Annotated in this window: 15 protein-coding genes and 1 riboswitch; of the genes, 11 read left to right on the top strand and 4 right to left on the bottom strand. The window is 67.6% G+C overall.

Going from position 1 to position 23,987, the window contains the following annotated elements; all coding sequences use genetic code 11:
- The first annotated feature begins 14 nt into the window (after positions 1 to 14).
- Positions 15 to 1,811, top strand: a complete 1,797-nt coding sequence (locus tag ACK42S_RS02665) for a SulP family inorganic anion transporter (RefSeq protein ID WP_409702958.1) — start codon at positions 15 to 17, stop codon at positions 1,809 to 1,811.
- A gap of 3 nt (positions 1,812 to 1,814) precedes the next feature.
- On the opposite strand, the gene ACK42S_RS02660 is transcribed toward ACK42S_RS02665, so the two are convergent.
- Positions 1,815 to 1,976 (bottom strand): DUF1328 domain-containing protein, encoded by a 162-nt coding sequence (locus tag ACK42S_RS02660; RefSeq protein WP_409702956.1) that lies wholly within the window; start codon positions 1,974 to 1,976, stop codon positions 1,815 to 1,817.
- A gap of 17 nt (positions 1,977 to 1,993) precedes the next feature.
- Positions 1,994 to 2,326: a BON domain-containing protein gene (locus ACK42S_RS02655; protein WP_409702954.1), complete on the bottom strand. Its 333-nt coding sequence runs from the start codon at positions 2,324 to 2,326 to the stop codon at positions 1,994 to 1,996.
- A 284-nt stretch (positions 2,327 to 2,610) separates the two neighbouring features.
- Here ACK42S_RS02655 and ACK42S_RS02650 point away from each other — a divergent pair, with 284 nt between their 5' ends.
- The 10 genes from ACK42S_RS02650 to ACK42S_RS02605 all read left to right on the top strand — a co-directional run bounded on the left by ACK42S_RS02650 (position 2,611) and on the right by ACK42S_RS02605 (position 23,481).
- Positions 2,611 to 3,126: a LapA family protein gene (locus ACK42S_RS02650; RefSeq protein WP_409702952.1), complete on the top strand. Its 516-nt coding sequence runs from the start codon at positions 2,611 to 2,613 to the stop codon at positions 3,124 to 3,126.
- A 14-nt stretch (positions 3,127 to 3,140) separates the two neighbouring features.
- Positions 3,141 to 4,061, top strand: coding sequence for a 5'-nucleotidase (locus ACK42S_RS02645; protein WP_409702949.1), 921 nt, complete (start codon positions 3,141 to 3,143; stop codon positions 4,059 to 4,061).
- A gap of 92 nt (positions 4,062 to 4,153) precedes the next feature.
- Positions 4,154 to 4,246, top strand: a riboswitch (cyclic di-GMP riboswitch).
- 75 nt (positions 4,247 to 4,321) lie between these two features.
- Complete coding sequence (locus tag ACK42S_RS02640) at positions 4,322 to 6,067, top strand: ShlB/FhaC/HecB family hemolysin secretion/activation protein (protein ID WP_409702947.1); 1,746 nt, start codon at positions 4,322 to 4,324, stop codon at positions 6,065 to 6,067.
- Between the two features lie 48 nt (positions 6,068 to 6,115).
- Positions 6,116 to 18,652 (top strand): hemagglutinin repeat-containing protein, encoded by a 12,537-nt coding sequence (locus ACK42S_RS02635; protein ID WP_409702945.1) that lies wholly within the window; start codon positions 6,116 to 6,118, stop codon positions 18,650 to 18,652.
- 9 nt (positions 18,653 to 18,661) lie between these two features.
- Positions 18,662 to 19,078 carry a hypothetical protein gene (locus ACK42S_RS02630; protein WP_409702943.1) on the top strand — a complete coding sequence of 139 codons (417 nt, stop codon included), beginning with the start codon at positions 18,662 to 18,664 and terminating at the stop codon, positions 19,076 to 19,078.
- Between the two features lie 191 nt (positions 19,079 to 19,269).
- On the top strand, positions 19,270 to 19,455 hold the full coding sequence (locus ACK42S_RS02625; RefSeq protein ID WP_409702941.1) for a hypothetical protein: 186 nt from the start codon (positions 19,270 to 19,272) through the stop codon (positions 19,453 to 19,455).
- Positions 19,456 to 19,477: 22 nt separating this feature from the next.
- Positions 19,478 to 19,882: a hypothetical protein gene (locus ACK42S_RS02620; protein WP_409702940.1), complete on the top strand. Its 405-nt coding sequence runs from the start codon at positions 19,478 to 19,480 to the stop codon at positions 19,880 to 19,882.
- Positions 19,879 to 21,771 (top strand): hypothetical protein, encoded by a 1,893-nt coding sequence (locus ACK42S_RS02615; protein WP_409702938.1) that lies wholly within the window; start codon positions 19,879 to 19,881, stop codon positions 21,769 to 21,771. Before ACK42S_RS02620 ends, ACK42S_RS02615 begins: the two co-directional genes overlap by 4 nt.
- Positions 21,768 to 22,508 (top strand): hypothetical protein, encoded by a 741-nt coding sequence (locus ACK42S_RS02610; protein WP_409702936.1) that lies wholly within the window; start codon positions 21,768 to 21,770, stop codon positions 22,506 to 22,508. Before ACK42S_RS02615 ends, ACK42S_RS02610 begins: the two co-directional genes overlap by 4 nt.
- Before the next feature lie 130 nt (positions 22,509 to 22,638).
- Positions 22,639 to 23,481, top strand: coding sequence for a hypothetical protein (locus ACK42S_RS02605; RefSeq protein ID WP_409702934.1), 843 nt, complete (start codon positions 22,639 to 22,641; stop codon positions 23,479 to 23,481).
- Between the two features lie 2 nt (positions 23,482 to 23,483).
- Here ACK42S_RS02605 and ACK42S_RS02600 read toward each other — a convergent pair whose 3' ends face one another.
- Both ACK42S_RS02600 and ACK42S_RS02595 read right to left on the bottom strand, forming a co-directional pair.
- The gene (locus tag ACK42S_RS02600) at positions 23,484 to 23,786 is read right to left on the bottom strand and encodes a hypothetical protein (RefSeq protein WP_409702932.1); all 303 of its coding nucleotides are present in this window, start codon (positions 23,784 to 23,786) and stop codon (positions 23,484 to 23,486) included.
- Positions 23,744 to 23,987 (bottom strand): hypothetical protein (locus ACK42S_RS02595; protein ID WP_409702930.1); only part of this gene is annotated, 244 nt, incomplete at its 5' end. The genes ACK42S_RS02600 and ACK42S_RS02595, both read right to left, overlap by 43 nt.

Below are 23,987 nucleotides of genomic sequence, written 5' to 3'. Positions count from 1 at the left end.
GCCCGGTGTCTCGCATGAGCCTGCCTGTTCCGCCCCTGTCTGCCCGAACCCTGCCCCGACTGGCCCGCCTGCTGGGCGACTGGGTCCACGAGGTGAACCCCGCCACCTTGCGCTGCGATGCCCTGGCCGGCCTGCTCGGGGCCATCCTCGTGCTGCCTCAGGGTATCGCGTTTGCCACCCTGGCCGGCCTGCCGCCGCAGTACGGCCTGTACACGGCCATCGTGCCTTGCATCGTGGCCGCGCTGGCGGGCTCGAGCCGGCATGTGATGTCCGGCCCCACCAATGCGAACTCCCTGGCCTTGTACGCCATGCTGGCCCCGCTGGCAGCCGCGGGCAGCCCCGCCTACATCCAGCTCGCGCTGGCCGTGACGGTGCTCGTGGGCGTGATGCAGACGCTGGTCGGTGCCCTGCGCCTGGGCTCGATCGCCAACTTCATCTCGCCTTCGGCGCTGATGGGGTTCACCAGCGGCGCGGCGCTGCTGATTGCGCTGTACGCGCTGCGCGACCTGTTGGGCCTGCCTGCGCTGCAGGGCCAGGGTGCCGGTGCCGGGCTGGCCCACCTCGCGCACCATGCAGGCGACGTGCAGTTCACCGCTTTGGCCGTGGGCGCAGCCACGCTGCTCACCGCCGCGGTGCTGCGCCGTCTCAATCCGCGCTGGCCCCACATGCTGGCGGGCCTGGCCGCCGGCACGCTGCTGGCCACGGCGTTGAACCAGCAGGGCGCGCCCTTGGGTTGGGAACCGGTGGCGGTGGTGGGGGCCATCCCTTCTCCTTGGCCGCCCTTCACGGTGCCGACGGTGGACGGGTCCAAGCTGCCCGAGCTGCTGGGCCTGGCCGCCGCACTGACCATCGTGGCCCTGGGACAGTCGATCTCGATTGCCAAGGCCGTGGCCCAGCGCTCGGGCCAGCGCATCGATGCCAACCGCGAGTTCCTCGGCCAGGGCCTGTCCAACCTCATCGGTGGCTTCTTTTCGTCCTACGTGAGCTGCGGCTCGCTCAACCGCTCCATGCCCAACCTGGAGGCCGGTGCGCGCACCCCGCTGGCCGCTGTGTTTTCGGCCGTGCTGCTGATGGGGCTGGTGGCCTTCACGGCGCCGCTGCTGGCGCTGATCCCGATGGCGGCCATCGCCGGGTTGCTGCTGCTGGTGGCCTGGACGCTGCTCGACCTGCCGCGCTGGCGGCGCCTGTACCTGCTCAACCGCACCGAATTCGGCATTGCCGCGCTCACGCTGGCGGCCACCGTCAGCATCCGCCTGGAGGTGGCCATCCTGCTGGGCACCATCGCCTCGCTGATGAGCTACCTGCACCGTACGGCACGGCCTGCGATGCGCACGATGGGCTTCACCTCGATGGACGAAGGGCGGCATTTCGAGGTGATCGACGGACATCCCGAAGGCGCGCTGCCCGAATGTCCGCAACTCAAGCTGCTGCGCATGGAGGGCTCGATCTACTTCGGCGCCACCCCGCATGTGGCCGACCGGCTTCACACCCTGCGCACGGCGCCGCATGCACCCAAGCACCTGCTGGTGATGGCCAAGAGCATGAACTTCATCGACCTGGCCGGCGCCGAGCTGTGGCAGGCCGAGCTGGCCGCACGGCGCGCGATGGGCGGCGACCTGCACTTTCACCGGCCGCGCCCCCAGGTGCTGGAGATGTGGGAACGCACCGGCTTCCTTGATGCCCTCGGGCCCGACCACATCCACCCCGACAAGCGCACGGCCATCGCCCGGATCTTCCAGACCCTGGACCCGCAAATCTGCCGCACCTGCCGCGCTCGCATCTTCTGGGAGTGCGGCAAGCTCGACCAGTGAAGGCTAGCGCTTCAGCAGCCCCACCACCAGCGAAACGATGAAGCCGACGAGGAAGACGAAGAAGAGGATCTTCGCGATGCCCGCGGCTCCGGCGGCGATGCCACCGAAGCCGAGGACGGCCGCCACCAAGGCGATGACGAAGAAGACGGCAGCGTAGTACAGCATCGTAGGGACCTGCGGTCTCAGCTCACCGACGGCTTGAGCCGGATGTCGTTTTTCACGTCCTTCACGCCGCGGATGCTGCGAGCGATCTCGCCGGCACGCTGGATCTCCGCCGCGCTGTTGGCAAAGCCGCTGAGCTGCACCGTGCCGCGGAAGGTCTCGACCTGGATGTTCAGGGCGCTGACCGTCTTGTCCTCGACGAAGGCAGCTTTCACCTTGGTGGTGATCCAGGTGTCGTCGATCACCTCGCCGGCGCTGGCCCGGGTGGGGGTGGCCGAGCAGCCGGCTGCGGCGATGCTCACGCCCAGCGCGACCGACAAGGCGGTGATGCGAAGCAGTTGGCTCGTGTACATGGTGTGCTCCTTCCGGTTGAATCTCGTTGGGGACGCCTTCGACCCGATGCCGAAGGCCGTGAAGGAACTCTAGGCCGCCCCTCGGCACCCGCCTGTCGGCTGCCATTGGCCCCGCCTGTCGGCATCGACCGACAGGTCTTACATCTCGTGACATGCCGCTCCACCCTGCGGGCGATGAAATGCATCTCCGAACATGCACAGATGCAAACTTCGACCCGAGCATGCCATGATGTCGCCCCGGGGAGCCGCCTGAGGGCGGTGTCCCGTCTTCTCGGAGGAAGTCCATGTCCCTGCGCACCGTCCTGCTTGGCCTGGTGCTGGCGCTGATCGCGCTGTTCGCCGCGCTGAACTGGCCCGCCATCGTCGCGCCCACGGAGATCTATCTCCTGGTGGCACAGACCCAGGCCCCATTGGGCCTGGTGCTGCTGGGCCTGTTGGCACTGGAGACGGTGGTCTTCCTCACCTACATCGCGGTCATGCAGGCCCAGCGCCTGACGGACCTGCGACGCCTCGTGCACGAGGCACGTGAGCAACGCGAACTGGCCGAGAAGGCGGAGGCCTCGCGCTACACCGAGTTGCGCCAGTGGCTCAAGCAGGAGCTGTCCATGCTGCGCCAGGACGTCTCCACCGTGTCGGGCGAAGTCGTCGCACAGACGCGCCGTCTGGACGAAGGCTTGCGCCAGGCCGTGACCGACAGCGGCAACAGCCTGGCCGCCGCCCTGGGCGAGATCGAGGACAAGCTCGACCGGCAGACCCTGGCGGCTGCGGACCACAGCGCCCCGACCGACACCGCTCGCTAGCTTTGGACCACCCCATGCCCAGCACCCTGGACGGCCAGCTCGTCGTGGCCATTTCGTCGCGGGCCCTGTTCGACTTCGAGGAGGAAAACCGGCTGTTCGAAGCCCAGGACGACCGCAGCTACATGCAACTGCAACTGCAGCGCCTGGACGTGCCGGCACGCCCCGGTGTGGCCTTCTCGCTGGTGAACAAGCTGCTGGCCTTCAACCGCGGCGGGCCTGGGACGCCCCCGCGCGTGGAGGTGGTGATCCTCTCGCGCAACGACCCGGTTTCGGGCATGCGTGTGTTCCGCTCGGCCCAGCATTACGGCTTGCCGATCCAGCGCGGCGTGTTCACGCGCGGCCAGTCGCCCTACCGCTACCTGCGGCCGCTCAACGCCCATCTGTTCCTCTCGGCCAACGAGGCCGACGTGCGTGCCGCCCTCGATGCCGGCTTCCCGGCCGCACGGGTCTACCCACTGTCGGCCCGCGCCTCGGATGCACACCCGAGCGAGGTGCGCATCGCCTTCGACGGCGATGCCGTGCTGTTTTCCGACGAAGCCGAGCAGGTCTACCAAAGCGACGGCCTCGACGCCTTCCAGGCCCACGAAAGCCAACGCTCCACGACGCCGCTGCCGGCCGGACCTTTCAAGCCGCTGCTCGAGGCCCTGCACCGCCTGCAGCGCGAGGGCACCCCGGCCATGCGCATCCGCACCGCCTTGGTCACGGCCCGCAGCGCGCCCGCCCACGAGCGTGCGATCCGCACCCTGATGGACTGGAATATCGAAGTCGACGAGGCCATGTTCCTCGGCGGCTTGCCTAAGGGCCCCTTCCTGCGCGAGTTCGAGCCCGACTTCTTCTTCGACGACCAGATGCGCCACGTCGAGAACGCCGCACCCCATGTGCCCTCGGGTCATGTGGCCTCAGGTGTGACAAATTTGGCGCCTTCCCGCCCATAACCCCACACCCCCCCCCATCCAGGGGGGTGTCATAGAAAAACCGAGATTGATAGTCTCGCGCCGCCTGGAAGGTTTCGCTCAGCGAAACGCCAGGTTCGACAAGGCAAACCCGGTGAAAACCGGGGACGCAAAGCCTCCGGTCTCAGGCCATCGTCGCAGGTGGCCACGACAGCGGGGTTGCCGAAACTGCCGGCTTGCGCTGGTCATGTCCGGTGTGCGCACACCTGCCTGTCGATGATGAAGACCCATCACAGGTAGGCATGCAGACCACAAGATTCCAGGGAGCGCTGCTCTTTGGGGCGGCGATCGCTGCGTTGGCCGCAATCCCCAGCCCCTCCCTCGCCCAGACGCCCACGCCCTTGGCCGACCAGGAGCTGCTGCGCCAGCGGGAGCGCGAGCGCGCCCTGCGCGAGCAGTTGGAGCGCCACCCGGACGTGCGGCTGCCACGCCCCTCGGATTCGGCGCAGGCAGGTATCGATGCAGGACAGGACCTGCCCTGCTTTCCCATCACCCGAGTCGCATGGCGTGGCGATGACACCGGGCACTTCGAGTTTGCCGTGCAGGCGTTGCGTCGACGACTCGCCCGTCCCGACGGCCCGGCAGGTCCGGCGCCTGAGTGCCTGGGGGCCCTGCGGATCGAAGCCGCGCAGCGCGAAGCCCAGAATGCCCTGATCGAGCGCGGCTACATCACCACCCGTGTGCTCGTGGAGCCCCAAGACCTCAAGACGGGCACCCTTACTCTTACCGTGATCCCAGGGCGCGTGCGCCGCGTGGTCCTCGACAAGGACAGCGACCCCCGCGCCACGCTGCTCAACGCCCTGCCCGTGCGGCCGGGCCAGTGGCTGAACCTGCGTGACATCGAACAGGGACTGGAGAACCTCAAGCGCGTGCCCACGGCCGAGGCCGACATCCAGATCGCGCCTGGTGAACTCCCCGGCGACAGCGATCTCGTGGTGCGCTGGACACAGTCCTTTCCCTGGCGGCTTGCCCTGTCCCTGGACGACGGCGGTTCGAAAGCCACCGGGAAGTACCAGGGGGCACTGACCCTGTCGTACGACCATTGGTGGACCCTCAACGACCTCTTCTACCTGAGCCTCAACCAGGATCTGGGCGGTGGTGACCCGGGCCGGCGCGGCAGCCGAGGGCACACGGTGCACTACTCCGTACCCTATGGTTACTGGCTGCTGTCAGCCACGTCCAGCCGCTACGACTACCACCAGGCGGTGGCTGGTGCCACCCAGACCTATGTCTACAGCGGCAGCAGCCGCAACATGGAACTGAAGCTGTCACGGCTCGTGCACCGGGATGCCTGGCGCAAGACCAGCCTCTCGGCCACGGCCCTGGCGCGCAGCTCACGCAACTACATCGACGACACCGAGGTGGAAGTCCAACGTCGCCAGACGGGCGGCTGGGAGACCGCGGTCCAGCACCGCGCCTTTGTGGGGCACGCCACCGTGGATGCACAGTTGACTTACCGACGAGGCACAGGCGCCTTCGGTGCACGGCGCGCACCAGAGGAAGCCTTCGGCGAGGGCACTTCACGCTTTCGCCTCGTCCAAGCCGACGCGGCCTGGACCCTGCCGTGGACTCTCGATGCCCCCTGGGGCCGCCAGCGCCTTCGCTACGGCGGTGCCTGGCGGGCGCAGTGGAACCGCAGTCCGCTCGTGCCGCAGGATCGCTTCTCCATCGGCGGGCGCCACAGCGTGCGGGGGTTCGATGCGCAACGTTCGCTGACCGCCGAACGGGGGTGGCTGGTCCGCAACGAGCTGGCTTTCGGACTCGGTGCCAGTGCCCATGAAGCCTACCTCGGGCTGGACCACGGCAAAGTGGGCGGCCCTTCGTCCGACAGCCTGGTTGGCACCCGCCTGACCGGCGCCGTGCTGGGGCTGCGCGGTGCCTGGCAGGGCTGGCGGTATGACGTCTTCGCCGGCGGACCCGTGCAAAAACCGGCGGGTTTCGAGACTGCCGACACCACCGCGGGCTTCAACCTGCACTGGAGCTTCTGAGTCGCCGAACAGACCGCCAGCACACAAGAAACTCAAGGGACATCCTCGATGAACAAGCGCCTGTATCGCATCGTCTTCAACCGTTGCCGCGGCCTCCTGATGGCCGTGGCGGAAACCACCGTCAGCCAAGGCAAGGCCGTCGGCACCACGCCAAGTGCCCGAGGGCCTCGCAGCACCAGGGCTGTCGGATGCCCCTCAGCGCTCGTCTCGTCGCTGTGGCTCGCGGGCCTGGTGTGGTGGGTGCCCGTGCCCGCGCAGATCGTGGCTGACCCGACCGCCCCCGGCCCACAACGCCCCACCGTGCTCACGGCCCCCAACGGCACCCCCCTGGTCAACATCCAGACCCCCAGCGCCGCGGGGGTGTCGCGCAACACCTACCGGCAGTTCGACGTGAACCGTCAGGGGGCCATCCTCAACAACAGCCGCACCCACACGCAGACCCAGCTCGGTGGGTGGGTGCAGGGCAACCCGTGGCTGGCCACCGGCTCGGCGCGCGTCATCCTCAACGAGGTGAACAGCGCCCACCCGAGCCATTTGCGCGGCCCCATCGAGGTGGCCGGCCAGCGGGCCGAGGTGGTCATCGCCAACCCGGCGGGCATCCAGGTCAATGGGGGCGGCTTCCTCAACGCCAGCCGCGTCACGCTCACCACGGGCACGCCCATCGTCAGCGGCGGCGCGCTCGACGGATTCCGCGTCACCCAGGGCCAGATCCGTATCGAGGGCGCCGGCCTGGACGCCAGCCAGGCGGACCACGCCGCGCTGCTGGCCCGCGCCGTGCAGGTCAATGCCGGCATCTGGGCGCGTGAACTCACGGTGAGCACCGGCGCACAGCAGGCGTCCGCCTCGGACGCAGATGCAGCGGCCTCCACGCCGATCCAGGGCACGGGCCCGGCGCCGGGCGTCACGCTGGACGTGGCCCAACTGGGCGGCATGTATGCCGGCAAGATCGTTCTCGTCGGCACGGAGGCGGGCCTGGGGGTGCGCAATGCCGGCGTGATCGCGGCCACCACAGGGTCCCTCGTCGTGCGTGCCGATGGCTGGCTCGACAACCGTGGTCACATGCAGGCCCAGGGCGACGTGGCGGTCAACACCTCGGGGGCGGTCTCCAACAGCGGCAGCCTCTATGCCCACGGACAGGCGTCGATCGAAGGTCGCTCAGGCATCGTGCAGACAGCGGGTGGCACCATGGCCGCGGGCGGCACGCTGGCGCTGCGGGCCACCGCAGACGGCGCGCAAGTCACGACCCAAACCGGATCCGTCCTCGCGGCGGGGATGGATCCCCAGGGTCGGCTGGCAGCCCCCGGCCAGCTCACGGTGCAGGCCACCCACGCCGCGCAGCTCCAGGGACAGGCCCTGGCCGGCCGGCAGGTGAGCGTCGCCGCGGCGCAAGTCTCCCTGGCGGAAGGCCGGATCGGAGCCCGCCAGATTCAAGTCCATGCCACCGACGGCGACCTCGACGCCCCCGGGGCCACCCTCGCCGCTGAAGGCCCACTGAGCCTGAATGCAAGCCGGAACCTGCGAACGGACGCAGCCCTGGTCAGTGCTGAAAGCCTGGACCTCCAGGCCCGCCATCTCTCGAACGTTGGGGGCGAACTGGTTCAAGTCGGCGGCAGCGACCTGGCGTTACGCTTCGACGGCGGCATCGACAACCGCGAGGGCCGCATCGCCGCGGCCAGCCGCAACCTGCAGCTCCAGGCCGATCACCTTCTGAACGTGCACGGTCGCATCGAGCATGCGGGCGATGGAACGCTGAGCTTGCGCGCCAGGACGATCGACGGTTCGCACGGCCTCGTCGCCGCGGCCCATGGAGCCGACATCCAGGTCGACACCCTCACCCATGAAGGCGCGGTGCTGCAGGCCCACCGCATCGATCTGCACGCACAAGACCTCAGCAACCGGGGCGGCCACATCGCCCTGTCGGGCACCGCCCCCTCGCAGCTGGTCGTATCGAACGGGTTCGACAACACCGGCGGCTCCTTGGCCGCCAATGGCCGGTTGGACGTTGCTGCCGGCTCGATCCGCAATGCCCAGGGGTCCATCACCGCGCTGGACACGCTGACGGCTCAAAGCACGGGGCTGTTCGACAACGCCGGCGGGCAGCTCGCCGCCGGGGGCAGCCTGAGGCTGGACGGCGCCGAGATCGCCAACACCGGCGGACGGGTGCAGGCCGGCGGCAACCTGCAGCTGCAGGCCGAACGCTTCACCCACAGCGGCCACGTGGTGGCCGGCGGCGACATAGAAGCCCGCGCAGCGCACATCCACGCCACGGCCACCAGTGTGACCGCAGCCGGCGTGCCAGTGGATGGCAGCGTGCCGTCCCCGGCCAACGCAGGCCATCTCCGGATCACTGCTTCGGACACCCTTGTCGCACAAGGTCGCCAGATCGCCGCCGCCCAGGCGCACCTGGAGGGCGCCAACATCGACCTGAGCGGTGGCCAAACCACGGCTCAACACATTCAAATGCGCGCCGCCGGCGCCATCGTCACCGACGGCGCCACGGTCTCCACGCCCGGACGTCTCTTCATCGCGGGCCGGAGTGCCGCACACGCGGCAGCGCTGAGCAACGTGCAGGGGGTGCTCAACGCCGGGCAATTGGAGCTCGGCGTGAACCGTATCGACAACACGCGCGGCGAGATCGTGCAGACCGGCTCGATCGACACGGTCATCGCCGTGGCCGACGGGATCGACAACTCGCAAGGCCGCATTGCTGCGCGCGGCGACCATCTGGCGATCCAGGCCAGCGCGGTCGTCAATCGCGGCGGCAGCATCGAACACCATGGCGGGGGCACACTGGCGTTGAATGCCGGCAGTTTCGAAGGCCAGGGCGGCCAGATCTTCGCGCGCTCGGCGCTGGATCTGCAGGCATCGGCCGTGCAACATGATGGGGCGCTCATCGAGGCCGAGAACCTGCATATTCGGACCGGTACGCTGAGCAACCGAGGCGGCGCCATTGTGCAGGTGGGCACAGGTCCGGCCCATCTTGCCGTGCAGGGACGGCTGGACAATGCGCAAGGCACGATCGCCGGCCAAGGGGCGCTGACCCTGTCGGCAGGCACGCTGCACAACGAAGCCGGGCGCGTCACCGTCGCGCAGAATCTGGCGGTCGAGGCCGGCACGCTGGCCAACACCGGCACGCTCTACGCCGGCCGCGACCTGCAGCTCACGGCAAGTGGAGGCCTGGAGAACGGCGGCATCCTCGCCGCACGGCGCCACGCTGAAGTCCTGGCCGGCGAACTCCGCCAGGGTGCGAGCGGGCTGCTCGCCGCCGGCCTTGGCCATGACGGCCGCCTGGAAGGAGACGGCCACCTCAGTGTGCACACCGCGCAGGCCCTTACGTCGCAGGGTCAGATGATCGCCTCGGGTGCTGTGTCACTGGAAGGTGCGCAGCTCGACCTGCGCGGCGGCCAGGTGCATGGCACAGACGTCTCTCTCATCGCGGCCGACGGCACCCTCGATACCCGAGGCGCCTTCGTCACGACGACCGGACGGCTCCAGCTGGCAGCGCGCGGCGAGGAAGGCCTGGTCAACGCAGGCGGAACCCTCTCGGCGAGCCGCCTGGTGGTCGACGCCGCCCGCATCGACAACACCCGCGGCGAGATCGTGCAGACCGGCACCGACGATCTGAGCCTGCAGGCCACCACCCTGGACAACACCGAGGGCCGCATTGCCTCGGCCAGCGCCGCCTTGCGCATCCAGGCCCACACACTGGTCAATGCGGCCGGCCGCATCGAGCATGCCGGTAGGCAATCCCTGCAGATCGAGGCCCACACGCTCGACAACACCGCCGGCCGTATCCTGTCTCGGGACATCGCCCTGCTGGCAGATACTCTGAACAACACGCGCGGCGCCGTCCACGCCACCAGCGGCGCACTCACCATCGACGCCGCCGAGCTGCGCAACCTGCACGGTGGGCAACTGCACGCCGCCCAGGCCCTCGCACTGGACGCCCGGCGACTGGACCATGCCGGCAGCCTGCGCTCAGGCACGGCGCTGGAAGTCACGGTTGCCGAAGAACTGGCCAACGCCGGTCTCATCGCCGCGCAGGACATCCGCCTTGCAGCCGGAACATTGAACAACACGGGAGACATCGATGCCGCCGAGGCGCTGCGCCTGCAGGCCGCGCAGGCCCACAACGCCGGGCTCCTCTACGCCGGAGCGTCGCAGACCCTGGCCTCGGACGAAGCGCTTTCCAACAACGGCGTGATCGCCGCACGAGGCGCCCTCACGCTGAACGCCGGCCGCGTGGACTCCGCAGCCACCGGCCTGCTGGCCGCCGGCTTGGAACGCAACGGCTCGCTCACCGGCTCGGCCGCCCTGGCCCTCTCGGCTCGGCAGGATCTGCAGGTGCAAGGCCCGGTCCTCGCCTCCGGCACAGCGACGCTGCGGGGGGCATCGGTGGACCTCTCCCACGCCGATGTGCGCGCGGCAGACCTCCACCTCCAGGCCACGCAGGCTGGCGTGCGCACCCATGACGCCAGCATCGTGGCCACCGGCGCGTTGCGCATCGACACCCCCGGCTCGCTCGACAACACCGCCGGCCTGCTGGCCGGCAGGCAAATTCACCTCGACACCCTGACCCTCGACAACCGCTCCGGCGAGATCGTCCACACAGGCAGCACCGAGGCACGGTTCAGGGTCTCGGCTTCGCTCGACAACCGCGGCGGGCGCATCGCGCTCAATGCAGACGAAGCACGCCTGTGGGCCCCTACCCTGCTGAACACCAACGGGCGCATCGAACACGCAGGGACCCAGGCCCTGCACATCGAGGCAAGCGCCCTCCAGGGGGAACAGGGTCACATCGAGAGCAACGCCCAGCTTGCCATGAACGTCGAAGGGGCGGCCCGTCTGGATGGTGCGCAGACCGTGGCCCGGCAACTGACCATCGACGCCGGCAGCCTGAGCCATCGCAACGCGGTGATGCTGCAAACCGGCACGCAGCAGGCCTCGGTCACCGCCGCCAGTGCCATCGACAACACCGGCGGCACTGTGTCCAGCAACGGTGCACTGACCCTCCAGGCCCAGGCACTGACCAACGTGAGCGGCACCGTCGCAACCGCCGATGCGCGACAGCTCGATCTGACCGTGGACGGCACGCTGGACAACAGGCTGGGCCAGATCGCAGCGGGTGGCAATGCAGAACTGCACATCGGCCGGATCGACAACACCAGCGGGCGCCTGACCGCTGGCCAGTCCCTGTCCATCGCGGCACGCCAGGACGTCCACAACCACGCCGGCGTGATCGCCGCGCGGAGCAACGTTCTCGTCTCGGCGGATGCGGTCAACAACACGCAGGGCACCCTGGCCTCGGTTGAGTCCGGCGTGCACGCACTCGCCGCCGGCCTGGTGCAAAACGACGCGGGCCGCATCGAAGCGGCCGGTGCCGTCACGCTGCAGGCCGCAGGTCTTCGCAACACGGCCACCGGCCAAGCGCAGGCTCGCATCGTTGGTCAGACCCTGCAGATCGACACCCTCGGGCAGGCGCTGGACAACACCGGGGGTACGCTGGCCGCCCGCGCTGACGCCGTCCTCGAGACCGGTGCGCTCGACAACACCGTCGGACTCGTCCAAGCCGGTGGCCGCCTGCACATCGACACCCACGGCCACGAACTCATCAACGCCTTCACGAACGGGAACAGCGACACGGGCCTGGTCAGCGGTGGCGCGATGAACGTGCACACCGGTGCACTGGACAACCATGCCGGCTTCATCGGTGCTGTGGGCCACCTCACGGTACGCAGCCAGGCCGTCACCAACACCGGCAACGCCCACGTGCTGGCGCGGTCCTCGCTCGACCTGCAGGCCACCCGCCTCGACAACCGGGCGGGGCAAGTGCAGGCGGCCGGCTCGATGACGCTGGACCTTGGCGGCGGCACCCTGGACAACCGGGGCAGCCTGCTGCGCGCGGGCCAGACCCTTTCCATCACCGCAGGAACGATTGACAACCGCGACACCCTGGGCAGCGACCAGGGCCTCGAAGCCACCGAACTGCACCTGGCTGCCACGACGCTGCGCAACGCCTCGGGCGCCCTGCGCGCGGACGGCAGCCTCTCCGTTGCGAGCCGTGGCAGCATCGACAATACCGGGGGGCTCATCACCTCGCTGGGCGAGGTGGCCCTCATCGACACCCAGGCCGACCGCACGCTGAGCCTCTCCAACGACGGCGGTACCATCTCCGCCGGGCAAAGCCTGCAGATCCAGGCCGACCGGCTCACCGGCACCGGCCGCATCGTCTCCGGCGGCAATGCCTCCGTTGCGCTTGATGCCAGCCTGGCCCACGCCGGCGAGATGGCCGCGGCGAACAACCTGCAGCTCACGCTGGGCGGCTCGCTCGACAACAGCGGCCGCATCGAAGCCGGTGGCCAGCTCCAGCTGCACGCCGCGGGCCTCGACAACCGCGCCAGCGGCGAGATCATCGGCCAGAATGCACGCATCGACGTGGCGGGTGCGCTCACCAACCGCGGCCTCATCGATGGGGCCTCCGTGCACGTGCAGGCGAACACCTTGCACAACCTCGGCTCCGGGCGCCTCTATGGCGACCACCTCGCCCTGCAGGCCGGCACCCTCACCAACGACACCGAGACCCTCGACGGCGTACGTGCCGATGCGGTGATCGCGGCGCGCGAGCGGCTGGACATCGGTGCGTCCACCCTGACCAACCGCGAACACGCCCTGCTCTTCAGCGCCGGCGACATGGCGCTGGGCGGCGCGCTCGATGCCAACCGGCAAGCCACCGGCAGTGCCAGCCTGATCCACAACGCCAGCGCCACCATCGAGGCCCTGGGGAACCTGGACGTCGCCACCAGCCTGCTGCGCAACACCAACGAGCACGTCGAGATCGGCTACCAAGCCAGTGAACCCATCCGCCGCGTGATTCACCAAGTCGGCTCTGCCGAATACGACAACACTGAAGTTGCGTACACCCGCTACCGTGGCCAAAGACAAAACCAGAATCTCTACCTGGTACCCGACCAACAATTCTTCGAGCAGAATCGCCCACTCGGTGAGGTGGGTGACAAGTACCTGCTGTTGCCCAGCGATCGCTATCCTCTCCATACCTTCGGCCCTGCCGGCGCGCTCGATCGCGTTCCTTTGGCGGCCTACGAACCTGCCTCTGTCGGCGTCTCCCACGACAGCACCTACGAGATCCCCGAGGTCTACCGCTACGACAGGGCCAACCCCTTGTGGGACCTCTTTGGCGTTCCCCGGCCCGACAGCGATCCACCGGCAGCGCCCGCACCGGACTGCTCGGGCCATCCGTCCGGCTGCCACACCCAACAACAAGTTTATGAAGACTGGAAGCGCCGCAACCACGCGTTGTATCTCCAGCTCAATGCCGCGATCGACGCCTTCGCTGCCGATGTCGCTCGCCGCCGCGTGGGCAACTGGACTTATCTGCGCGTCGAAGAAACCCAGATCAATCCTGTGCTGCTCCACAGCGACCCGGCGCAAATCCGCGTGGGCGGCCATGCGCGACTGACGGGCCACACCATCAACGAAGGAAGCCACATCTTCGTCGGTGGCACCCTCAGCGGAGATGCAAGCGCTATCGACAACCGCGCCATCGAAGCTACCGCCACCACCACCCGCAGCGGACACGCCGTCAGAACCTGGCGTGAAAGTACCTCCTGGAGCGGCACCGATCGGAATTACGCCTACACGCCTTACGAGGTCAGGGAGAACCGCACCGTCAGTGTAGGCTCGGCCGAAATCCGGATCGCTGCTCCCATGTCAACGCACACCGCGGTACCCGAGCGCGCCGAACGCCCGCTGCTGGTGACACCCAGCAGCAGCACCACGCCCAGCCTGAGCTTGACACCGCGCCCGGTCATCACCGAAGTCCCCAGCGTCACGACAGTGCAGGCCGTCTCCCGCGCCGCGCTATCTGCCGCCGCCGTCGGCGGGTCGCTCCCGCTGCCGGGTGCCATCGCGACCGCACCGGCCGGCGAACTCGGCCAGGTGCCGGACGTGGGTTCACCGGGCGCCGGCGGGCCCGGCACCCCTTCCGCACAGCCGGGGGCCTCCGCCTCCGAAACGGTGCAGGCCCTCGCCCGAGGCGCCCAGGCCGTCACAGGCGTCGAGGTGAACCGCCTCGTGCCTGCCGGCGAGAGCCCTGCCACCGTCGATGGAGCACCGCAAACCGTCATCCGCACCGTGACACTGCCCGTGAGCCTGCCCACCAGCAGCCTCTTCCGGCCGCAGCCCGAGCCCGGCGCGCGCTACCTCATCGAAACCGACCCGCGCTTCACCAACCACCGCCAGTGGCTGGGCAGCGACTACCTGCTTCAGCAGCTCCAGGCCGACCCGGCCACCACCCACAAGCGCCTGGGCGACGGCTTCTACGAGCAGCGCCTGGTGGCCGAGCAGGTGGCCCAGCTCACCGGCCGGCGCTTCCTGGACGGCCATGCCGACGACGAAGCCCAGATGCGCGCCCTGATGGACGCGGGCCTGACCTTCGCGCACGAGCACGCACTTCGGCCCGGCATCGCGCTCACCCCCGAGCAGATGGCCGCGCTCACCAGCGACATCATCTGGCTCGTCGAACGCGAGGTGAGCCTGCCCGATGGCACCCGCCAGACCGTGCTTGTGCCGCAGGTCTACGTGCGCGTGCAGCCCGGCGACCTGGACGGCACGGGCACCCTGCTCAGCGCCGATCGGCTGGAACTGGACCTGACCGGCGACTTCACCAACAGCGGCACCGTGGCCGGGCGCACCGCGCTCGCCATCACCGCCGAGAACGTCAAGAACCTGGGCGGGCGCCTGACGGCCCAGTCGGTGGACGTGCACGCGCGCCAGGACCTGGACACCCTGGGCGGGCTCATCGACGCGGGCAGCCGCCTGTCGGTGAGCGCCGGGCGTGACCTCACCGTGGCCAGCACCACCGCCAGCACGGCCACCCAGGCGGGCCCCAACCTGTTCGAGCGCACCACGCTCGACCGCGTGGCCGGCCTGTACGTGAGCGAAGCCGGCGCCACCCTGCTGGCCAGCGCCGGGCGCGACCTCGTGCTGCAGGCCGCGCAGGTGAACCACGCCGGCGCGGGCGGCACCACGGTGCTGGCCGCCGGGCGCGACCTCACCCTGGGCACCGTGGCCACGTCCCAGGCCGACCAGCTCCAGTGGAACCGCCGCAACTGGCTCCACACCGGCCAGCAGCAGGACGTGGGCACACAGATCCAGGCCACGGGCGACGTGGCCCTGCTGGCCGGGCGCGACCTGAGCGCACGCGCGGCCACTGTGAGCAGCGAACACGGCGGCGTGCTCGCCCAGGCCGGGCGCGACCTCACCGTGGATGCCGGCCAGGCCCGCCAGTCCTACGAGCAGGCCAGCCACATCAAGAGCAGCGGCTTCCTGCGCAAGAAGACCACCACCACCCACGACCACGTCGAGCAGACCCAGGCCCTGGGCAGCACCTTCAGCGCCGAGACAGTGGACCTGCTGGCCGCTCGCGACCTCACCGTGCGCGGCTCCGACGTCGTCTCCAGCACCGGCACCACCCTGGCCGCCGGGCGCGACGTGACGATCGAGGCCGCCGCCGAGAGTGTGAGCGAACAGCACTTCAAGGACACACGCCGCAGCGGCGTCTTCACCAGCGGCGCGTCCCTCACCATCGGCAAGCAACGCCACAGCACCGACGCCGCACTGGAGAACACCACCGCCCGCGGCGCCACCGTGGGCAGCGTCCAGGGCCACGTGCTCCTCCAGGCCGGTGGCGCCTATCGGCAAACGGGTAGCGATGTGCTGGCTCCGGGCGGTGATGTGACGGTGGCCGCCTCCTCCATCCTCATCGAAGGTGCCCAGGAAGCCCGGCAGTTCGAGCAGACCACGAAGTTCCGCCAGAGCGGCCTGACCGTGGCCGTGAGCAGCCCCGTGATCTCGGCCGCCCAGGGCGTGGCCCAGATGGGCGAGGCTGGCTCCCAGACCGGCGACCCGCGCCTGCAGGCCCTGGCCGCCGGCAGCGCCGCACTGAGCGTGCGCGAGGCCACCCAGGCCCTGAGCCAGAGCCCGCAGACCGGTGGGGGCTTCAGCGTGAGCATTACCGTGGGCGGCTCCAAGAGCGAGAGCCAGCTCACCCAGAGCGCCAGCACCACCCGTGCGTCTGCCATCGAAGCCGGGGGCAACGTCAAGCTCATCGCCGCCGGCGCGGGCGAGGACAGCCACCTCACCCTCCGCGGCAGCGACGTGAACGCCGCCGGCCATGCCACCCTGATGGCCGAAGGCGATGTGGTGCTGCAGTCGCAGGCGCAGTCGGCGCAGCAGCACAGCACCCACCGCAGCAGCAGCGCCGGCGTGGGCCTGGCGCTCACCTACGGCCAGAACGGCTGGGCCGCCGGCTTCACCGCCAACGCCAGCGCCGCGCGTGGCCACGCCGACGGAACAGACCTCACCCACCGTCACACCGAGGTGAGCGCCGGCCGCAGCGCCACCCTCCTCTCCGGGCGCGACACCACACTCAGCGGCGCGCAGGTGAGCAGCGAGCGCATCGTGGCCAAGGTGGGGGGCGACCTCACCATCCAGAGCGTGCAGGACACCGCCACCTACGACAGCCGCCACCAGAGTGCTGGCGGCAGTGTCACCATCGGCTACGGCTTTGCGGCCAGCGCGAGTTACAGCCAGGCCCGGGTGGACGCCGACCATGCCAGCGTGAGCCAGCACAGCGGCCTGCGTGCGGGCGATGGGGGTTTTGACGTGCAGGTGCAGGGCCACACCGCTCTGCAAGGCGGCTTGATCGCCAGCACCCAGGCCGCCGTGGACGAGGGCCGCAACCGGCTCGCCACCGGCACGCTCAGCACCCAGGACATCACCAACCGCAGCGAGCATGAGGCCCGGGGCCTCAGTGTGTCCGGGGGGTTCAGCTATGGGGGCTCAGGCAAGGCGGGTTCGTCCGAGGGGGGCAGCACCGGCAGCCCGAGCTCGACCCGCGCACCCGCCCAGCCCAGCAGCGGTGTGGCCCTGCAGCAGTTCCAGACCCAATCCCAGGGCGCAGCCGCCGGCTATGTGAGCGACAGCAGTTCCCGCACCAGCACCACGCGCAGCGGCATCAGTGGGGGGGAGATCGTCATCACCGACGCGGCAGCCCAGCAGGAACGCACCGGGCAGACGGCCGAGCAGGCCCTGGCCGCGGTGAACCGCGAGGTGCTCTCGGGCACCGGGGCCAATGGCCTGAGCCAGCGCTGGGAGGGGCAGGCGCTGCAAAAGGAAGTGCAGGCCGGGGCCCGGATCGTGGAGAGCTTCGGGCGGCAGGCGTCCAAGGCGGTGGGGGACTATGCCGGGCGGCAGGAGAAGTCCCTCAAAGAACAGGCCCGCCAAGCCCCCACCGAGGCCGAGCGCCAGGCCCTGCTGGCCGAGGCCGACAAGTGGGCCGAAGGCGGCGCCTACCGCGTGGCCGCGCACATCGCCGTGGGAGGCTTGAGCGGGGGGCTGGAAGGAGCGCTGGGCTCGGGCTCGTCGGCCGCGGCCGCCGACGCGCTCAACGAGTTGACGGCCGAGCTGCCCCAGGGCGTGCGTCAGGCCGTGGGCGCGGGCATCGCCGCCGGCCTGGGCGCCCTCACCGGCGGGCCCACCGGCGCGGCCACCGCCTTCAATGCCGAGATGAACAATCGGCAGTTGCATCCGAGCGAATCGCAATGGATCAAGGACAACGCCAAGCGGTTCGCACAGCACCACGGCATTACCGAGCAGGAAGCCGAGCAGCGCCTGGCGCAACAAGCATTCCGGCAGGTGCAGTTCGGTGCCGAAGGAACAGAGGATGCACAAGCGCGCGCCTTCCTGAGTCAGGCGCACGGCATGTTGCCGACCGATCCGGCTTGCCCGACCTGCGGGCCAGGGTACATGTTCTATGCAACACCGGAGCAGCGAGCCAACGCCGGCATGTACGCGGGCACACTGGGGCAGACGGATGGCTTCTACCAGGCCAACGGGCTGACGCAGCCTACGCTGCAGCAGATCATCAACGCTGCGAGCAACGACAGCACACAGCGCAACACGATCGCGCAGCAAACGGTGCTGGCTGCTGTGACGGCGGGAACACTGGCTCTGGCGCCATCCTTGTCTGGCGTGGCCACCGAAGCGGCGGCGTTCGCAAGGAATCCGGTGCAGTACTGCTTGGGCAATCCGGCGGCCTGCACGGTCGCAGCGGAGACTGCTGCTTACACTGCAGCTGGGGTGCCGCAGCCGGGGTCAGGGGTGCCTTCGGCGAAGGCTGTCACATCCGGAACGAATAGTGCGGGTCGTACAGGCACTGTCTTTGATTCCATCACAGCAACGCAGCCGGTATATCCGGGTTCAGCTATTCCTCGCTCATTTGAGATGACATTGCCAAATGGTCAGCGTGTATGGGTAGCGGGGAACGCGACTGAACATATGGCAGAGTTCGCGCAAATGAAAGCTGTAAACCACACGCCGGAGGCTGTCAGACTGGCGTCACAGCAGCAACTATCCAGCCTGCAAGGAGCGGTCAACACTGCCACTCAAAACGGAATTACTTACAATCAACTAATGACCGTTGGGGGGTGGGAACTCAAATTCGCACCACCAAGGCAACTTGGCCAACTGCCTTCGATTATTCATGCCTTGCCAACCGGAAAATAGGAAAGCGACATGCTAGGAATTAAACTTGAACAACCCTTCAGCTTGCTTATGGAGGTTGTGGAAACTGATGATCATGTGCCGTCAATGCGCGTTGAAACAAAAATCACAATCACGCAGTTTCAGCATATGCTCAGCTATCAAGGATCTTTCTGGATTGAGTGCGCAAACTGGAGTAGCTTCTCGAACGCCTTGAACAATTCATCGCTAGATGCCACGCTGAAAGATATGAACGACCATTTCGTTCTCGCGATCAGCGAAAATAAAGACAAGAAAATTCTTTATTGGGAATTCAAAAAGACAGATGCTGGTGGGGGGAAAAAAACGATAATTGCGTTCTCTGCCGAAGTTGACGATGACATGTTGGCGAAGATAAAGAGAGAGTTCGCAGAGTTTCCTGCATGGTGGTCGCCGTCGGATCCCGGATGATTCACAAGGCAGGGCGGTTTCTGCACAGCCGACGGGGTCCGTTTGATGGGTCGCCGGGCTCACCGGCAACCGCTGCGCCACCTACAGCCAGGCCCGGGTGGACGCCGAGCACGCCAGCGTGAGCCAGCACAGCGGCCTGCGCGCCGGTGACCAAGGCTTCCAGGTGGACGTCAAGGCGCCACACTTTTGGCGTGAACGGCGTTCCGAACGCGGGCCAGACCTGGACGCTGAGCGATGGCAGCAAGGTGACGCTGAGGTCTCAGGCAAGCTCTACCCAACAACTCGGGCCGCATTGGACGGTGGAGATCAAGTCGGATACCGTTTATCGAGGTAAACCAGGCAAGGAGCAAGCAATTGAGTTCAAGTTCCTTCGCTGATTCACAAGAGCTACAAGCAGAGATGAACGAATTGATCGAGGATCTTTGCGAATACCAAAGCGGAAGCTTCACGCCCTTGTGGGACGGCCTCGGCCGCGAGCGCCCCTACGCTCTACGCAAAGAACTCTGCCTACACATGATCGAGCGCATGCTGCGCGAGGATCGATGCCGGCTGGGATGGGCTTCAGGCAAGCTGGGAGTTCTGCCGCACCGCAAAGAACGCGGAGGCTGGACCTGGGATCAACCGATTCCATCCATCATGGACGTGCTGCGCGAATGGTGGAATCGATGCGAGGGTGTACCCATCGCGATCCACACCCCCGATGGTTTCGACTCAACGACATATTTCCTTGCTGTCATTCCAGCGATCGTGTGGCCGCCGTACGACATCGATTCGAACATCCAACCGAGCTGCAAGGCGCGGTGATCGCCAGCACCCTATCCGCCGTGGACGAGGGCCGCAACCGGCTCGCCACCGGCACGCTCAGCACCCAGGACCTCACCAACCGCAGCGAGCATGACGCCCGCGGCCTCAGTGTGTCCGGGGGCTTCAGCTATGGGGGCTCAGGCAAGGCGGGTTCGTCCGAGGGGGGCGGCACCAGCAGTCCGGGCTCGACCCGCGCACCCGCCCAGCCCAGCGGCGGTGTGGCCCTGCAGCCCTTCCAGACCGGCTCGCAGGGCGCAGCCGCCGGCTATGTGAGCGACAGCAGTTCCCGCACCAGCACCACGCTCAGCGGCATCAGTGGGGGGGAGATCGTCATCACCGACGCGGCGGCTCAGCAGGAGCGCACCGGGCAGAGCATCGAAGAGACCCTGGCCAGCGTGAACCGCGAGGTGCTCTCCAGCACCGGGGCCAACGGGCTGACCCAGCGCTGGGACGGGCAGGCGCTGCAAAAGCAAGTGCGCTCCGGCGCGCAGATCGTGGCCACCTTCGGGCGGCAGGCGTCCAAGGCGGTGGGGGACTATGCTCAGCGCAAGCGCGAAGACCTCAAGCTGCAGGCTTGGCAGGCAGAACAAGCCGGTGATGTCCAGGCCGCCACCCAACTGCGCGAGGAGGCCGCCCGATGGGACGAAGGCGGCGCCTATCATGTGCTCATGCACACATTGACCGGGGGCCTCAGTGGGGGCCTGCAAGGTGCCCTGAGTTCCGGCGCGACCGCCCAGGCCGCGCCGCTGATCGAGCAGATCACCGCCGAACTGCCCTTGAGCGAGCCGCTGCAGGCCGTGGCCGGCCTGGTGCTGTCCAGTGCCATCGGCGCGGCCACGGGCGGCCCGGGCGGGGCAGCTCAGGCATTCAATGTCGATGCCAACAACCGCAGCTTGCACCGCAGTGAACGCAAGATGGCCATCGCCCTGGCCAAGGAGTTCGGCGGCCGCTACAGCGTCGAAGAGATCGAGGCCCAGTTGCGCCAGATGCCCAACGTGCTGCTCCTGCAAAGCGGCGCCGCAGCCCTGTACATCGACATGCAGGATCCGAAGACCCAGCAGCGCTGGATCGAGGACCGTGCGCAGGACCCGAACCTGCCCATTGCCGTGCAAGGCAACAGCATCGTGGAAACCCAGGGCCGCGCCCATGGCGAACTCCAAGCCCTCATCATCGCCGCCACCACCTTCAAGGACGGGCCGCTGGCCGGCCATTCCCCCTACCTGATGAGCCCGCAGGCCGCGCGCGACCTGTTGAGCCAAGCCGCCAGCGGCTCACCCAGCAGTTCCGCGCCGCGCCACTTCGATTGCGCCAACACCACCTGTTTGACCTACGGTGCCAACTACAACCGCGAGCACCCGGCCAACCAGGCCGAGATGCAACGCACGGCCGACATGCTCAAGGCCGCCGGAGTGATCATCAGTGCGCCGGCACTGGCGGCCGTGCTGGCCACGCCACAAGGCATGGTCGCCGTGCAGACGCTGCTGTGGAACCCCGCTTCGGCCGCATCGGCTGCCGCCGGTGTCGGCGCCAACGCCGCAGTGCAGTACGCCACCACCGGCAGCGTCGATCCCAAGGGCGTCGTGGTCTCCGGCGTCACGGGCGCGGTGGGTGGGGGAGCGGCTCGGCTGCTAACCCAAGGAGGAGCCATGCCGACTGTGGTGGGGCACGGTGCGGCTCTGACCACCGTCATCGGCACCAACGCCGCAGGCGCTGCCGTCACCGGCAGCGACCAGCCCGCCACAGCCCTCGGCTCGGTGGCAGGGTATGGTGTGGGGCAGTTGCCCTCACCCTACGGGCCTCCGTTGTCGGCTCTGGCACAAGAGTTGGTCACATGGTGGTTCTCTCGCACCCCTGCGGCACCGACAGCCGACAAGAAGGAGGCGAAATGACCAATCCTTCTGACGAGCGCAGCTTCGCCGACTTTTGGAAGGGGTTTGGCCCAACCTATCTGGCTGTCTGCCTGCGTGTGGCCTGGCAATTGCCTCTGGCCGTTCTCGTTGCTGGATTCCTCGCCCGCATGCTTCAGTGCTACGGGTCTGATGCAGTCAAGCGCGAGATCGCTTGCGCTGTGCTGAGTCGTCCAGGGGCCATGGTTCTGAGCTGGGTGGAATTCATCCCCTACGTCTTCCTTCTGATGCCACTTGGCTTGCTGCCCATCCTCTACCTCGAATGGCTCAAGTACCTCAAAGACGAACCCTCGGCATTCACGCATGGGGGGTGGAGGATCGAAGGCCACCCGGGCTACACGCGCAGGCTCAAGGAAGTTGGTGCTGACACTTTCGAATTGGCAGGTATGTCACTTCGAGCGCAAGTGTTGGCCGAGAACCATCGGCGCTTTGAGGGAGACTTCTCCGAGGCCGTGCTCCTGAACCAGTTGCGCCGCAAGTTCGCCCGCACCGACAACAGGCCCGTTGTGGATTCGAAGGATCATCTCGCGTGGAAGATCACTCAGTCCAGCGGCACGCAGGTGCACATCGACCTGCACCGCCACCCACAGGCAGATCCCCCCGTGTGGACAATGCGCACCGAGTTCTACGAATGGGCCGGCCGCAAGAACCCACCCAAGCTGGCCAGGACCTATGTGACGGAGTTCGTCTGTCGTAACCCCAGTTCGAGCCGGCCGTGACTCCCCTGCGCCTTGGAGACACGCACGGGCCACACGGGCGAGCAGGCCCTGGCCGGCGTGAACCGCGAGGTGCTCTCGGGCACCCAGGCCAACAGGCTGGCCCAGCGCTGACAGGGCCAATAACCGGCAGTTGCATTCCAGCGAGAAGCAACTCGCCAAGGACCTGGCCCGCCAGAGCAACGGCAAGTACACGGTCGAGCAGATCGAGGAGCAGATGCGCCTGATGGGCCACCAGGCGCTGGGCGTGGCGCCCAACACGGTGGAGGCGCTCACCAGCCCCGAGGCGATCGCCCAGAACCTGCTCACCGACCCCAACATGCCCAAGATCGTCGAGGGATCCGTGGTGATGGAGAGACCAGGACAGGCCAATACCGAGATCCAGCAGTTCATCCTGCTCAACACCACCGACAACGTGGCCACCTGGATCCCAGGCTCTTCACCCTACCAGCCCAGCCGTACCGATGTGGCGCCTGCACCCGCCGCGGGGCCGGTGGTGCCTTCGGCTCCGACGACGGCAAGCTGTGGGAACATGGACTTGGATTGCAAGGCCGGTCTCAACCCTCAGCAGTCGCTGGACTTGCCGCAGATGTCGCAGGCCGTGCGAGAGACGATTGCCGATGGAGCAGCCACGACCAGCCGGGCCGCGGAGGTGGTGGGCGCCGCGGCCACGGCTGCCGCTTCTCAGAGTGGACCGTATGGACGGCCCGCCCAGGCTTTGGCAACTGGCGCCACCGCGGTCGGTTTGGCGGCTGATGCGGTTGAGCAGGCGGTTCGGCCGGATGTGGGGAAAGTCACGCAGACCTTCTTTTCGAATCTTGTTCAGTACCACATTGACCAAAAGTTGCCGCTTGCCGCACCCATCACCAATGAGGTCATTCAACTGTGGAGAGCGTCTGGCACAAGTCTCAGCATCGAGGCTTGGGCAAATGAGCAGTGGAGTAAAGCCGTGAACTCGAAGAAGAGGTCCCCTTGAAATCAGGATTCAGCAACGGGAACATGAAGTTTCTTGTGTCGCTCGCCATCGGTGCCGTAGGTGCTGCGTGTGTTGTGCTCCTTATATTCTTTGAATGGCCCCCGTACCTCGTTGTAGGCGGCTACATCATCGGCTTGACGTTGTGCGGCTTCGCAGCGCTCGCCGCGAAATCGACGACTCTGGATCTGCGGGCGTTCACAGATGATCCGTTGGGTTGGCGAAAGGCCAAGAGTTCCTACCTGCCCCCAAAGAGCACCCAAACTCATGAGAGCGGCGGCGATGAAAGCACCAGGGAGTAGAAGCACGATGAAAGATTGTCGGATGGGTCACAGACAAAGATCGATGACCTGACCAAAACGAGTGCCTCAGAATGAAAGGCTTCTTGTCCGACGCCATAGGGAAGGTCTGCACAACACCCGCCGTAGCGTGAGTTGATGCACTCGATTTCGGATGGCGGCGTTTTCAGGCTCGCGAAGTCGGTTTGAAGGCCGATTTCGCCCCGATTC

The organism is Caldimonas sp., from assembly GCF_046289365.1.
GTDB lineage: Bacteria > Pseudomonadota > Gammaproteobacteria > Burkholderiales > Burkholderiaceae_C > Caldimonas.
Note: the sequence above shows the minus strand (reverse complement) of the source record. Positions and strands in the feature narration are given on the sequence as shown.